Origin of the sequence: Sphingomonas sp. 2R-10, assembly GCF_030062225.1 — a bacterium.
In the GTDB taxonomy this organism is placed as follows: Bacteria; Pseudomonadota; Alphaproteobacteria; order Sphingomonadales; family Sphingomonadaceae; genus Sphingomonas.
In genome coordinates, this window is the sequence record NZ_JASCXF010000024.1 from 17,604 (window position 1) to 31,882 (window position 14,279).

The 14,279-nt window shown below is 69.9% G+C and carries 13 protein-coding genes; 2 read left to right on the top strand and 11 right to left on the bottom strand.

Annotated elements, in window-relative coordinates:
• Nucleotides 1-42: 42 nt before the first annotated feature.
• A complete protein-coding gene (locus tag QLH51_RS12335; RefSeq protein ID WP_125659749.1) occupies nucleotides 43-1,383 on the top strand; it encodes an MFS transporter in 1,341 nt (446 codons plus the stop codon).
• Nucleotides 1,380-3,218 (top strand): hypothetical protein, encoded by a 1,839-nt coding sequence (locus QLH51_RS12340; RefSeq protein ID WP_125659746.1) that lies wholly within the window; start codon nucleotides 1,380-1,382, stop codon nucleotides 3,216-3,218. The genes QLH51_RS12335 and QLH51_RS12340 overlap by 4 nt, the downstream gene beginning before the upstream one ends.
• Nucleotides 3,219-3,254: 36 nt before the next feature.
• Here QLH51_RS12340 and QLH51_RS12345 read toward each other — a convergent pair whose 3' ends face one another.
• The 11 genes from QLH51_RS12345 to QLH51_RS12395 form a co-directional block, all read right to left on the bottom strand.
• Complete coding sequence (locus QLH51_RS12345; protein ID WP_125659743.1) at nucleotides 3,255-4,814, bottom strand: carboxylesterase/lipase family protein; 1,560 nt, start codon at nucleotides 4,812-4,814, stop codon at nucleotides 3,255-3,257.
• Nucleotides 4,793-5,680 (bottom strand): LysR substrate-binding domain-containing protein, encoded by an 888-nt coding sequence (locus tag QLH51_RS12350; protein WP_125659799.1) that lies wholly within the window; start codon nucleotides 5,678-5,680, stop codon nucleotides 4,793-4,795. The genes QLH51_RS12345 and QLH51_RS12350 overlap by 22 nt, the downstream gene beginning before the upstream one ends.
• 33 nt (nucleotides 5,681-5,713) lie before the next feature.
• On the bottom strand, nucleotides 5,714-6,649 hold the full coding sequence (gene kdgD, locus QLH51_RS12355; protein WP_125659740.1) for a 5-dehydro-4-deoxyglucarate dehydratase: 936 nt from the start codon (nucleotides 6,647-6,649) through the stop codon (nucleotides 5,714-5,716).
• 232 nt (nucleotides 6,650-6,881) lie between these two features.
• Nucleotides 6,882-7,202 (bottom strand): hypothetical protein, encoded by a 321-nt coding sequence (locus tag QLH51_RS12360; RefSeq protein WP_125659737.1) that lies wholly within the window; start codon nucleotides 7,200-7,202, stop codon nucleotides 6,882-6,884.
• Between the two features lie 44 nt (nucleotides 7,203-7,246).
• Entirely contained in the window at nucleotides 7,247-7,954 is a 708-nt protein-coding gene (locus QLH51_RS12365) for an NAD-dependent deacylase (RefSeq protein WP_125659734.1), read from the bottom strand.
• A 74-nt stretch (nucleotides 7,955-8,028) separates the two neighbouring features.
• Complete coding sequence (locus QLH51_RS12370; protein ID WP_125659731.1) at nucleotides 8,029-10,458, bottom strand: TonB-dependent receptor plug domain-containing protein; 2,430 nt, start codon at nucleotides 10,456-10,458, stop codon at nucleotides 8,029-8,031.
• 148 nt (nucleotides 10,459-10,606) lie between these two features.
• Entirely contained in the window at nucleotides 10,607-11,569 is a 963-nt protein-coding gene (locus QLH51_RS12375) for an FAD:protein FMN transferase (protein WP_206429132.1), read from the bottom strand.
• A 2-nt stretch (nucleotides 11,570-11,571) separates the two neighbouring features.
• Nucleotides 11,572-12,417 carry a DUF4198 domain-containing protein gene (locus QLH51_RS12380; RefSeq protein WP_125659728.1) on the bottom strand — a complete coding sequence of 282 codons (846 nt, stop codon included), beginning with the start codon at nucleotides 12,415-12,417 and terminating at the stop codon, nucleotides 11,572-11,574.
• A gap of 26 nt (nucleotides 12,418-12,443) precedes the next feature.
• Nucleotides 12,444-12,932 carry a DUF2271 domain-containing protein gene (locus QLH51_RS12385; protein ID WP_125659725.1) on the bottom strand — a complete coding sequence of 163 codons (489 nt, stop codon included), beginning with the start codon at nucleotides 12,930-12,932 and terminating at the stop codon, nucleotides 12,444-12,446.
• Between the two features lie 20 nt (nucleotides 12,933-12,952).
• Nucleotides 12,953-13,585, bottom strand: coding sequence for a PepSY-associated TM helix domain-containing protein (locus tag QLH51_RS12390; RefSeq protein ID WP_125659722.1), 633 nt, complete (start codon nucleotides 13,583-13,585; stop codon nucleotides 12,953-12,955).
• A complete protein-coding gene (locus tag QLH51_RS12395) occupies nucleotides 13,582-14,265 on the bottom strand; it encodes a Fe2+-dependent dioxygenase (protein WP_125659718.1) in 684 nt (227 codons plus the stop codon). Before QLH51_RS12395 ends, QLH51_RS12390 begins: the two co-directional genes overlap by 4 nt.
• Nucleotides 14,266-14,279: the final 14 nt, after the last annotated feature.

Below are 14,279 nucleotides of genomic sequence, written 5' to 3' on the forward strand. Positions count from 1 at the left end.
ACAGACTGGCCGGACGCGCATCCGGCGGACATGGGAGGATGCATGACTGTTCCGTCGGTTACGGGCAGCGCCGTGGACACCGCGCGCCCGACCCATGTCCGCTATCGGATCATCGCGCTGATCTTCCTGATCACGTCGATCAACTATGCCGACCGGGCGACTTTCTCGATCGCGGGCAGCGCGGCGTCGGCCGAGCTGGGGCTGTCACCGGTCGCGACCGGCTATATCCTCTCGGCCTTCGCCTGGGCCTATGTCATCGCGCAGGTGCCGGGCGGTGCGTTGCTCGACCGCTTCGGCACGCGGCGGGTCTATGCCGCCGCGATCGCGCTCTGGTCGGTGTTCACCGCGACGCAGGGGTTCGTCGGCCTCGTCCCCGGCATCTCGGCGATCACCATGCTGTTCACGTTGCGCTTCCTCGTCGGGCTGGCCGAGGCACCGAGCTTTCCCGGCAACGCGCGGCTGGTCGCGGCGTGGTTTCCGGGACGCGAGCGCGGCACCGCGTCGGCGATCTTCAATTCGGCGCAGTATTTCTCGCTGGTCGCCTTCGCGCCGTTCATGGGCTGGCTGGTCCACGACTATGGCTGGCGTTCGGTGTTCTTCGCGATGGGTGCGATCGGCGTCGTCGCCGCCGCCGTGTTCGTCCGCTACATCCACAGCCCCGTGCGCCACCCGTCGATCAACGCCGCCGAGGTCGCGCTGATCGAGGAAGGCGGCGGACTGGTGCGGATGGAGGATGCGGTGGCGCACCGCGTCTCGACCTTCACCTGGGTCAACGTCCGCCAGCTGCTCGCCAGCCGGATGATGATCGGCATCTATCTCGGCCAGTACTGCATCAACGTGCTCACCTATTTCTTCGTGACGTGGTTCCCGATCTATCTGGTCAAGGAACGCGGACTGAACATCATGGAAGCCGGGTTCGCCGCCGCTGCGCCTGCCCTGTGCGGGTTCGCAGGCGGATTGCTTGGCGGCTATCTCTCGGACCGCCTGCTGGCGCGGACCGGGTCGCTCGACACCGCGCGCAAGCTGCCGCTGCTGGTCGGAATGATCCTGGCGAGTGCGATCATCGGCTGCGTGTTCGTCGACCAGCAATGGATGGTCGTCGCGCTGATGTCAGTCGCCTTCTTCGGCAAGGGCGTGGCCTCGCTCGGCTGGGCGGTGATGTCCGACGTGGCCCCGCGCGAGCTGGCGGGCACGGCCGGAGGCGTGTTCAACATGTTCGGGAACATGGCCGGAATCGTGACGCCGATCGTGGTGGGCTATATCGTCGCGGCGACCGGGTCGTTCGATCTGGCGCTGGTGTTCGTCGGTGCGCACTGCCTGCTGACGATCGTCGCCTTCTACGGCATCGTCGGCCCCATCCGACGGCTGGAACTGGCGAAGTGATCGCACGGCGCGGGTTCCTCGGCGGGGCGGCAGCCGGCCTGCTGCTGCCCGCCGCGGTGCGTGCAGCGACCGGGGTGGTGCGGATCGCGACGCCGATGGCGCCGCCGCGCTGGGCGGTGCTGCAACGCGAACTGCTCGCCGCCAATGCCGCTGCCTGCCGCGCCTATTACGGCAAATATGTCGATGCGCGCGGGTATCTGAAGGTCTTTCCGCGCTGGGGTGCGAACGACGGGCCGGACGATGCCGCGGAGGCGACCAACGACTGGGAGCTGCTCCATGCGTTGGGCGGCGCGGACGAGGTGCTGACGATGGCGCGGCGCTTCTGGGAGGGGCATTTGCGGCAATATGCCGCCGCATGCACGGTCGACGTCGCGATCGCGCGGACGGGCATGTACCACCGCGAGTTCCCGGTGCAGATGGACTGGCAGCATAATTCCGAAGGGCTGACCGGGTTCAATCGCATGGGGCTGAACACGCCCCATGATGCGAAGCTGATCGAGCGGACCTGCCGCTTCGCCGATTTCTATACCGGGGCCGATCCGGCCGCGCCCAATTACGACCCGCACCACCGCATCGTTAAGAGCGCGATGAACGGCAGCCGGGGGCCGATGCTGCACCCCGCCAGCGCGTTGGACTGGGCGGGCGATCCGTTCGACACCAGCCGGTTCCGCATGGAGCATGGCGAAGGGAATTATGCCGAGACGCTCGGGCATTACGCCGAATATATGGAGGTGGTCGGCGACACCCCGCTCAATACCCATTGCACGATGCTGGGGCTCAATGCCTATGCCCTGGGCGGGGGCGAGCGGTATCGGCGGTGGGTGCTCGATTACCTCGACGCATGGGTCGATCGGGCGCGGGCCAATGGCGATATCCTGCCGAGCAATGTCGGGCTGGACGGCACGATCGGCGGCGCGGCGGGCGGGCGCTGGTGGGGCGGGGTCTATGGCTGGGGCTTCTCGCCGCTGGTGCCGCAGACGGGCGTGCGCGAGAACCGCAACCGGGTGCTGCGCGCCCTCCCCGCCTTCCTGAACGGGACGCTGCTGACCGGCGACGGCGCCTATATCGAGCTGTGGCGACGGCAGCGCGACCGGATCGATGCGGCGGGACGGACGATCGAAGGTGTGTGGCACACGCCCACCATGTACGGCGCGAACGGATGGTACGGGTGGAAGCAGGGTCCGCACCGCACCAACGGGTTCGAAATCTGGTACGTTACCCAGTCCCCCGCCGACCGGGCGGCGGCGGGCGAGCACCCCTGGATCGGCTTCCTCGAGGGCAGGAATCCCGGCTGGGCCGAGACCGCGCTGGAAGGCGATTTGAAGCGGGTGCGCGAGCGGCTGGCGCTGGTCGAGGGCGATACGACGGTCCCTGAAAACCGGCTGGCCGACTGGACGCTGGACAAGAACCCGGCGAGCGTCACCGCGCTGATCCAGCAGACGACCGGTGGATTGCACATCGCCCGCCCGCCATGGTCGCCGACCTCGCCGCCGCAGGGCGGCGTGCCGCTGCACTGCCGGTTGCGCTGGTTCGACACCGGCAGGCGCCGTGCCGGGCTGCCCGAGGGGGTCGCTGCGCTGGTCGAGGCGATGGACGATACCGGCGTGACGGTGGTGCTGGTGAACCTGTCCGACGCCCCGCGCGAGGTGGCGATGCAGGGCGGGGCATGGGCCGAACACCGGCTGGAACGCGTCGCGATCGACGGGCGGGTGCAGGCGGTGGCGGGACGGAGCGTGACGCTGCGGCTGGAACCCGGCTGCGGCGCGCGGATCGCGGTGACGATGCGGCGCTATGCCCAGATGCCGAGCCTCGCCTTTCCGTGGGATCGCGGCTGAACCCGGTGCGGACGTCGCAGGTCGCGGGAAAGCCGGCTACCCGCCGGGCTTGATATAGGGGGCGACCGCGAACAGCAGGCGTTCGTCGCGGCGTGGATCGTGCACGACGCGGCTATGCGTGTCGAACACCATCGTCGCGCGTTCGGGCAGGGTGAAGCGCGGCCATGCGGGCAGCCCCCCGCCGTTCGGATCGCCGGTCGCGGCGAAGCGGACGAAGGCGTCGGCCATCGCCGCCGACACCGCGCGCGCCGCCGGGCCGTCGCCGGTCGGTGCGTCGGCGACGCCGATGTTGGCGAACACCAGCGGGATGTCGAGCGTGTGGTACGCGCCGAGCACCCCGCCGCCGCCGGGCGCGGGAAAGTCGAGCTGATACATCCATGTCGGCCCGTTCAGCGCGGCGCGCGCCTCCGCCTGGATCAGGTGTCCGGGCCACGACCGCCCGGCGGTGGAGGCGGCGAGCAGGATCTGCCCCGGCGTCCGGTCCGGATAGATCGCGCGGTAGCGTTCGATCACGAAGCCCGGGTCCATGTCCTTCACCATCTGCGCCGACAACCGGTCGGGCAGGTTCGTCCAGTCGGTGTCGCCCTTCAGCAGCGTATCGCGCAGCCAATAGCCGGTTTCGTCATGGGTATTGCCGCAGATCAGCGGGATATGCGCCGCCTCGCGCGGAGCGTCGGGATAGAAGGGATGGCGCGCCAGGACATGATGGTCGAGCGTCGAGGTGAAGCTGATCTCGCCCCTCCCCTCGACCGGATCGGGGGTGGCCATCGCCGCGACGAGGCGGTCGACCGGCAGCCGCGCCAGTTTGGCGGGGTCGCGCGCGCCGGCGCGCTCCATCCATACCGCCGCGCGGCGGGTGGCGTTGCGCGGTCCTGCGGCGGTGACGTGCTGGCCGCTCATCGTCACCGCGCGGTGGAACAGCGGGCGCGCCTCGGCCATCGCCATCAGCGTCACCACCTTCGCCCCGCCGCCCGACTGGCCGAAGAGCAGGACGCGCGCCGGATCGCCGCCGAACCGTGCGATGTTGGCACGGACCCATCGCAGCGCCAGCACGATATCGAGATTGCCGACATTGCCCGATTCGGCCGGACCGCCCAGCGCCGCGAGATAGGCGTAGCCGAGGCCCGCCAGCCGATGGTTGAGCGTCACCACCACCACGTCGCCGCGCCGCGCCAGATTGCCGCCGGCAGTCAGCGGATCGCTGCCCGAACCATGGGCATGCGCGCCGCCGTGGAGATAGACCAGCACCGGCCGCCGCGCATCGTCGAGGCCGGGGCTCCAGACGTTAAGGAACAGGCAGTCCTCGCCGGTCGGTTCGGTCGCACGGGTCTGCGGCGCGGCGAGGCCGTAGCGGGTGGCATCGGCGATGTCCGCCCACGGAGCGGGCGGCAGCGCGCGCCGGAAACGGCGCGGCGCGGTATCGGCGCCGTAGCGGATGCCACGGAACACCGCGACCCCGCCCTCGCGCACCCCGCGTACCCGACCGTAGGTAGTGGCGACGACCGGGTCGGCGGATGCGCCGCGCGCCGCGACCGGCGTCGCCGCAAGACCGGCCAGCACGCTGCGCCGGTCGATCACGCGACCACGTCGGCGCACAGCCGCCGCATCGGATCGAGCGCCGGATTGGCATTGTCGCGCCGCCACGCCAGATGCAGCTCGACCGGGCGCGGCGGATCGATGACGAGGGGGCGGAACTGCACGTCGAGCAGGTGCAGGCCCGTCGCCGATTCCGGCACGATCGCGGCGGCGAGCCCGGCATGGACCAGCCCGAGCATCGAATGGATCTGCGTCACATGCTGGACATAGTCGGGCGCGACCCCTGCCCCTTCGAACAACCCGGCAAGCAGCGCGTGGAAATAGCCCGCGCCCTGCCGCGCATACATGATGAGCGGGGTGGCATCGAAATCGGCGAGCGTGAAGTCGGCCTGACCCGCCCGCGCATCGCCCGGCGGCAACGCCACCACCAGCGGTTCGTGGCGCACCGCCAGCGTTTCGAATTCGTGCCGGTCGACCGGGGGCCGGACGAAGGCGATGTCGATCAGCCCGGTCAACAGCGCCTCGACCTGATCGGTCGTCACCATTTCATGCAGTTCCAGCTGGATGTTGGGCAGCGCCATGCGCGCCTGCGCCACCACCTGCGGCACCAGCGTATAGCCTGATACGGCGGTGAAGCCGATCGCCACCCGCCCCTCGTCCCCCTTTGCCACCCGCCGCGCGGCGAGGGCCGCGCTTTCAGACAGCCGCACGATCCGCTTCGCCTCGACCAGGAACAGCCGGCCCGCAGGCGTCAGCGCGACGGTGCGGCTGGTGCGTTCGAGCAGCGTCACGTCGAGGATGCGTTCGAGCAGCTGGATCTGGCGGCTGAGCGGCGACTGCGTCATGTTCAGCCGCGCCGCGGCGCGACCGAAATGCAGTTCCTCGGCCGCGGCGACGAAGCAGCGGAGCTGGCTGAGTTCGAACATGGGGACCATGCTAGGCCGCCCGTGCCGCACTGGCTAGGCGGCGGCGCGGACGGGGGTGGCGACGCCCTCGATCAGCATGCGCAATTCGGCCTCCTCCGCAGCCGACAGGTCGGTCAGCGGGGTGCGGACCGGCCCGGCATCCTGACCGACGATGCGCATCCCGGCCTTCACGATCGACACCGCATAGCCCGCACCACGGTTGCGCAGCGCGATATAGGGCAGGACGAACCGCTTGAGTTCGGCCAGCACCGTCGCATGATCCTGCGCGCGGACCGCCGCGTAGAAGGCGAGCGCCCATTCGGGCAGGAAGTTGAAGATCGCCGAGGAATAGGTCGTGACCCCCATCGTCAGATAGGGGGTGGCGAAGGTCTCCGCAGTCGGCAGGCCGCCGATATAGGTCAGCCGGTCGCCCATCCGGGCATGGATGCGCGTCATCAGTTCGATGTCGCCGACGCCGTCCTTGTACCCGACCAGGTTCGGATTGCGCTCGCACAGCCGCGCCAGCGTCTCGTCATCGACCACGGCATTGTCGCGGTTGTAGACGATGACCGCGAGGCCGGTGGCGCGGCACACCCGTTCGATATGCGCGGCTAGTCCGTCCTGCTTCGACCCGACCAGATAGGGCGGCAGCAGCAGCAACCCGTCGGCACCGGCGGCCTCCGCATCGCGGGCGATGCCAACCGCGATCTCGGTACCATAGCCGCAGCCGGAGATGACCGGCACCGTGCCCTGCGCGGTATCGACCGCGGCGGCGACGACGCGCGCGACTTCCGCCGGGGTCAGCGAAAAGAACTCGCCGGTCCCCCCCGCCGCGAACAGCCCGGTCAGCGGGTGCGACAGCATCGATGCACAATGCGCGCGATACGCATCCTCGACGAACCGCCCCTCGCCATCGAAATGGGTGACCGGAAAGGACAGCAGCCCCCCACCCATGCGGCGCATCATCGTGGTCGGATCGGTCGTCGCCATGGCTGTTTCCCGTACTCGCTTGCAGAAGGCCGGTCGGCCGTCCCTGTCGACCGTCGGGGTATCAAGCGGGGTCGGAAGCGTCCAAACCAAACAGCAGTTGGATCGATGCGCGATCGGACTGGATCGGCCGCGCAGCACATCCGCATCGTATCGGCGGCAAGATGCGGCATGGGGGTCGGATGGAAGATTGCCCCGCCACGCGAACCGCGCGTGTTTCCCAGCGCGCCGGCGTTCAGTTCCCTTCGGCGTCGACCACCACCACGACGGGCCGGCCGCGCGACATCGGGTCCCAGCCGGTCGACAGCGCGGCGCGGACGCAGCGGACGATCGTCGCATCGTCGAGCTGGAGGCGGCCGCGCGGCAATCCCTTCAACAACCGCTTCGGCGCCGGGAACTCCACCAGCGCCTCGCGCTTGGCGTCCTGTTGCAGCAGGGCGATCGTCATGCCCTTCCACCCTTCGTCGTCCGACAGGTGCGGCTCGCTATGGAGGTGCCAGTCATAGGAGACGCCGTCGACCGCGACGGTACCGGCATTGCTTCGGGATTTGGCCATGGCGCGCCCTAGCATGGCGCCCGGCCAAAGGCACGGGGCCGGCGTTACCGCCGTTCGCGCAGCAGTTCGTCGACCCACGCCGGCACCAGTTCGCCCGCCGGACCGAGGCGGCTTTCGTCGAACCGGTCCGATCCGGCCGATCGTTCGAGGTTGAGTTCGAGCGTTGCCGCACCACGATCGTTCGCCCATTCGACGAAGCCGGCGGCGGGATAGACCGCGCCCGAGGTACCGACCGATACGAACAGGTCGCATCCGCCGATCGCGTCGACGATGCGGTCCATGGCGTAGGGCATCTCGCCGAAGAAGACGATGTCGGGTCGCAATGCCGCCGCACCGCACGCCGCGCAGCGGCTGCCCGGCGGCAATGCTCCGGCATGGGCCGTACGCACGCCGCAAGCGGCGCACAGCGCGGACAGCAGCGCGCCATGCATGTGCAGCAGCCGCGTCGCCCCCGCGCGCTCGTGGAGATCGTCGACATTCTGCGTCACGATCAGCAGCCCGCCCGGCCACGCCCGGTCGAGCGCCGCCAGCGCGTGGTGCGCGGCGTTCGGCGCGACCCCGCCCAGTGCTGCGCGCCGCAGGTCGTAGAAGCGGTGGACGAGGGCCGGATCGGCGCGCAGCGCGGCGGGCGTGCAGACATCCTCGACCCGGTGCCCCTCCCATAGCCCGCCGGGACCGCGGAAGGTCGCGATGCCCGATTCGGCGGAGACGCCCGCCCCGGTCAAAACGACGATGTTGCGGACAGGCTGCATGGCCGATCCATAGGGCACCGCCGCGCCATCCGGAAGTGGCGGGGTCCGGCATGGCCGCCCCCGCCACCGTCGCGTTACCAGTTCAGCCCGGCGCGCACGTAGAGATACCGGCCGTTGAACCCGAACGGCGAGAAATACGGGAAGCCGAGCACGCCGGTCGAATTGTTCGCGCTGGCGGTGGCGCGCGGATAGACGTCGAACAGGTTGCTGACGCCGATGCCGAGCTGCGCGCCCCTGTCGCCGGTATAGCGCAGTTCGAGATCGGTGATCGCGCGGTCGCCCGTCAGCACGTCGGCGGCGGGCGTCGTGCCGGGCTGGTTGACGTTGCCGTAATAGGTCACGCGCGCCAGTGCCCCCAGCCGGTCGAGCGACCAGTCGATCGTTCCGGTCACCTTTTCGCCCGGCGTACCCTGTTCCAGCGTCAGGATACGGCTGCGCGCGAACAGCGTCGGCGCGGGATCGAGCGTCGCGGTGGAGGTCGGGACGCTGGTGACGTCGATCGCGTTGATGTTGCCGGCCAGCGTCAGGTCGAACGTGCCGGCCGCCGCCGTGCGGGTCCGGTAATGCGCGACCGCGTCGATGCCCTTCGCGGTACTGCGCAACCCGTTGATGAAGAAGCGCGCCGCCGACACGTTGTACGGCGCGAGCAGCGCGGCGACCTGCGGGCTGGCCGTCGCCTGGATGTTCTCCGACAGTCCGATCTGGTCGCGCAGCCGGATGCGATAGGCATCGATCGTCAGGTCGAACCCGCCGCTGCGGATCACCGTGCCGATCGACAGGTTGGTCGACCGTTCGGGTTCCAGCGGAAGACCGCCCAGCGCGCTGCCGACCGGGCTGACCGACGGGAAGGTGCCGGTCAGGATCGGTACGCCGTTGGTGACGACCGACGCGATCTGGGTGAAATATTGCTGCTGGAGCGACGGCGCGCGGAAGCCGGTCGAGGCGGTGCCGCGCAGCGCGAACCAGTCGGTGACGTCGTAGCGTGCGGACAGCTTGCCGGTCGCGGTCGAGCCGAAGTCCGAATAATGCTCGCCGCGCGCGGCGATCCCGACCAGCAACCGGTCGGTCACCTGCGCCTCGACATCGGCATAGATGCTGCCGCTGCGCCGGCCACGTTCGGTGGCGTTGGCCGGGCTGAAGCCGCCGAACCCCTGCGCACCCGGCGCGCCGCCGGTCGCGCCGGTCGCGGGGTAGCCATAGGATGCCTGCTCGCCCGGCGAGATCTTGTAGCCTTCGCGCCGCCCCTCGATCCCGAAGGCGACGTTCAACGACTGGAACACGTCGAACCTGCGCGTCACGTCGAGGCCGGCGACATACTGGTCGTACGCCACCTGCCCGTCGTAGAAGTTGCGCGGGGTCGCCGCGCCGAACGCGTAGTTGGCCGAATCGAGCGTCCGGAAATCGACGGTGTTGCGGCCATAGCTGAACGACAGGTCGACATTGTACCCGCTGAAATCGCCGCGCAGCCCGACCGCCGAATTGATATCCTTCGTCTTGGTGTTGATGAGCGGCACGAAGCCGTTCGGATAGCCGGCCAGCGTCGTCTGGGCATTGGCGTTGCGGGGGAATGCGGCGCTGCGCGTGTCGCGATCCTGATAGCCGCCGAACGCATACAGGCTGACATTGTCGGTGAGCGACGTGCCCGCGTTGACGAAACCGGTATATTGTTCGACCGCGGGATCGCCATAGCGGCCGGTGACGCGGTTCGGGGTCACGCGGCGGTCGATATCGGCACGGTTCGTCGGCTGCCGTCTGGTATATTCGCCCGACACGGTGACGAAGCCGTCGGCGCCGAAGCCGATCCCCTGCCACGCGGTCGCGGTGACGACCGGCTCGCCGGTGACGCTGCGCCGGTTGTTCGCGGTATCGACCTGCGTGTCGTAGAAGCCGTAGGTGACCGACGCGCCGCCGCCCTGCCGCGCCTCGCGCAGGCGCAGGTTGACGACGCCGGCGATCGCATCCGACCCGTATTGCGCCGACGCGCCGTCGCGCAGCACCTCGATCCGGTCGAGCGCGGCGGTGGGCACGGTGTTCAGGTCGACCGCCGCCGATCCGCGCCCGACCGTGCCGTTGGTGTTGAGATTGGCCGAGGTGTGGCCGCGGATGCCGTTGATGAGCACCAGCGTCTGGTCGGGGGCAAGGCCGCGCAGCGTCGCCGGGCGGATCGCATCGGTGGCATCGTTGGCCGAGGGGCGCGGGAAGTTGATCGACGGTGCCACCGTCGCCAGCGCCGCCGCCAGTTCGGTCGTTCCCTGCCGCTGCAGGCTGGAGCCGCTCAGCACGTCGACCGGCGATACGCTGTCGAGCCGGGTACGCCCGGCGGTCCGCGTGCCGGTGACGATGATCGCGTCGCCTTCGTCGGCGGGAGTCGCGGTCTGTGCCGGGTCGTCCTGCGTCGGCGGCGCAGCTTCCGGCGACGGTGCGACGGTCTGCGCGACGGCGCCCGTTGCGGCGAGCGTCAGCAGCGACGCCCCGAGCAGGGCGATGGTGCGGCCCTTGGTCATTCCCTGAATTCCTTGTTTCTTGCCGCATGGGTCGGCGGCGGCCGGCCACCGCATACCGTGCGCCCGCGGGCTTGAAGCCAAAGAAATTCTATAAGGTCGGTAGGAATTGAATGGACCGGCTGGCCCGACCGTTCCCTCGGCCATCGCCTCACGACGGGATCAGCATTGCCGCGAAGCGCGGTGTCAGCACCTCGCGCAAACCCGAACCGTCGCGAACCACTATCCGTGCAGCGACGTCGAACGTGCCCATGTCGGGATAGCCCACCGCAATCGCGGTCGCGAGCGCATCGGCCAGCATCGCCGTCGGGGCCACGACGCTGACCGCCACCACCCCGTTCGTCGCCGGCCGGCCGGTGCGGGGATCGATCGAATGGCCCCCGCGCACATAGTCGCCCGAGGTCGCGACGGCATATTCGTGCAGCGCCAGCCGCAGCGGCGGCAGGCCCGCCGCTGGCTCAAGCTCGACCCACCACGGATCGCCGTCGGGCCGCATCCCGCGCCCGGCCAGTTCGCCGCCGATCTCGACCAGGCAATGCCGCACCCCCCGCCCCGCCAGCAGGTCGGCGACCGCATCGACCGCATATCCCTTCGCCACCCCCGACAGGTCGAGCGACAGTCCGCCGGGCTGGCGGAGGCGGCGGCCCATCGGGTCGCGCCGCAGCCGCTGCCACCCCGATGCCGCGCGCGCCGCGTCGATCGCCGCCGCGTCGGGAGCGTCCTGCGGCCCAGGGGGGCCATAGCCCCACAGATCGACCAGTCGCCCGATCGCAGGATCGAAGGCACCGCCGCCGGCATGGGCCACCCGCAGCGACAGGTCGACGACCGCCGCGAAGTCGGGCGACAGGTCCGCCCAGCCACCGGCGGGCAGCGCGTTGAAACGGCACAGGTCTGACGCCGGCTCCCAATGGCTCATCTGCGCGATGAGTTCGCCGAGCCGCGCCTCGATCGCGTCCTGCAACACGCCGGTATCGGCGTCCTTCGGCAACGCGCACCGTACGCGCCACTCCGTCCCCATCGCGACCCCCGACAGGGTCGCGACCGGCGCATCCGGATCGTGCCCGGCCAGCGCGGCCGCCGACGGCCCGGTCGGCAGCACGATACGCGGCGGCAAGGTCAGGGCGTCATCACCTCCAGCGTGGTGACATAGGCCATCCGCCGTCCGGTCGCGCGCGGTGCGGTGGGCTTCGCATCCTCGTATGCGGCGCTCAGCCAATACATTCCCGCCGCCGGCCAATCGACCGCCAGCACGCCATCGGCCCCGGTCGTCAGCTCGCGCGCGCCCTCCGCGTTGCGATAGCGCTTGCCGCCCGGCACCACCGTCACCTTCAGCCCCGGCGCCGGCCGCCCGTCGACCAGAAAGCGGAACCGCGCCGCTTCGCCGGCGACCAGTTCGTCGGGATGGGTCACGAAGTCGACCTCCAGCCCCTTGCCCGTGGGTTTCAGCACCGTGCGCGTCGGCTCACCCGCGGTCACGAAGATCTCGTTGCGGTTGCTGGTTTCGGTCAGCTTCACCTCGGTCGCGTCGGCGGGAATGTCGGCGACGGTCAGCGGCGGACGACGCACTCCGTCGGGTCCCGGCGGTCCGCCGCGCCCGCCGACTCGCTTCTCCTCGCCATTCACCTTGAAGCTGCCCATCAGGCCCGACATTTCGGTCCCGATCTTCCACGTCCCTGGCTTGTCGAGCTTCACGTCGAACACCGATCGATAGCGCCCGGTCGCACCGTTCTGAACCTGTCCCGCGCTGCCGTCGGGCTGCCACACCTTTACCCCGTCCAGCCGGCCGGGCTGGTGGTCGGCATAGAACAGGTCGTTCGATGCGGCGAAATCGACCGTCACCCAGCTGTCGGTGCCGGAGAAGACAGTGCCCGACGGCAGCATCCACAGCCGATGGGCGGACACGATGGTCGGAACGGAGAGCAGGACGGCGGCGGCGAGCAGGTGCCGGGCGAAACGGGTCATGGGACTAATCCTCGGGCGAAGGGGTTTCAGCGGGCGGCGAGCGTGACGGCGCCCAGTTCGTGCGATCCGGTGGCACGCGCGGCCTTGAGCGGTACGGTCAGCGGCACCTGCACCAGTTCGCGGCCACCGGTTTCGCGCGCCGCCTCGACGTTCAGCACGTAATTGCCGGGGCGCAGGTCGGTCGGCAGCGCGATGCTGTGGGTGCCGGGCGCGCGGGTCGCGCCGCTGACGCCGTCGGCGGGCAGCTTCATGCTGCGGCCCCCCTTGCGCCACCACGCGCGCAGGTCGGTGAGCCATTTGGTGCCCGGCTCCGCCCCCGATTTCCGCACGTCGTACCACAGCGCCAGCGTGCGCCCCGCGCCGCCGCCCGCCGGTTCGACCCACACCGCGACATAGGGGCGGTGATATTCGGCGACCGACAGGCGCGGGATGGTGACGGTGATCGTCCCCGCGGGCGGCGCGGGCGCGGCGGCGACGGTCGCGCCGCCCAGTACCGCCAGTGACAGGATACGCATCGGTTTATCTCCCCCGGACTTCAATGGATCAGGAACACGGCGAGCACCACCGGCAACGCCACCCCGCCCGCCACCAGCGGCCAGGTCGACGGGCGGCGTTTGGCGTGCAGTTGCAGCAGCAGCAGCCCGGTGATCGAAAACAGGACGCAGGCGATGGCGAACACGTCGATGAACCAGAACCAAGCCGAGCCGGCATTGCGCCCCTTGTGCAGGTCGTTCAGGTAGCTGATCCAGCCGCGATCGGTCATCTCGGCGCGGATCGCCCCGCTGGTCAGGTCGATGCTGACCCACGCGTCGCCGCCGGGCCGCGGCAGCGCGACATAGGCCTCGCCATCGGACCATTCCACCGGCCGTCCGGCGACGTCCAGCGCCACCTGCCGTTCGATATCGGTCGCGACCGGAACAGGGATCGTGCCCTTCGTCGCGGCGGCGGCGGTCAGCGTCCGCAACAGGCTGCCGGGCAGTTGCGCCGTGCGTTCGGCGACGACCGGTTCGGCGGAGATCGCCCCGGCATGGTTCAGCGTGATGCCGGTGATCGCGAACAGCAGCATCGCCGCCAGCGACACGCCGGCACTGATCCAGTGCCACGCGATCAGCTGCTTCGCCCACCATGCGCGCCAGTTGCGCCGGCGCCTGGCGGCAACGCCGGTCATGCGTCGGCCCAGCGGCGCAGCAGATTGTGGTACAGCCCGGTCAGCTGCACGACGACGGCATCGCCCTGCCCCCGCTCGCCACCCAGCGCCTGCACCGACTGGTCGAGGTCGAACAGCAGCCGGCGCTCGCCATCGTCGCGCACCATCGACTGCAACCAGAAGAAGGCGGCGGTGCGCACGCCGCGCGTGACCGGCGTCACCCGGTGCAGGCTGGAGGCGGGATACAGCACCATGTGCCCGGCGGGCAGCTTGACCGTCTGCGGGCCGAACCGGTCCTCGATCACCAGTTCGCCGCCGTCATAGCTGGCGGGGTCTTCGAGAAACAGCGTCGCCGACAGGTCGCTGCGGATGCGGAAATCGGTGCCGCGCTTCATGCGGATGGCGTTGTCGACATGCAGCCCGAACGCCTCGCCCCCCTCGTACCGGTTGAACAGCGGCGGAAAGACCTTCAGCGGCAGCGCGGCGGCGACGAACAGCGGCGACCGGCCCAGCGCGTCGAGCACGACGGCACCCGCCTCGCGCGCCGCCGCGCTGTCCTCGGCCAGCTGGCGGTTGCGCTTGGCCAGTGCCGATTGCGGACCGGAGGTGACGTTGCCGTCGATCCAGTCGCCGTCCGCCATCAACGCGCGGACACGGTTCAGGGCGGCGGCGTCCAGCACCTGCGGAATTGCGATCAGCATGGAACGCCGCCCGT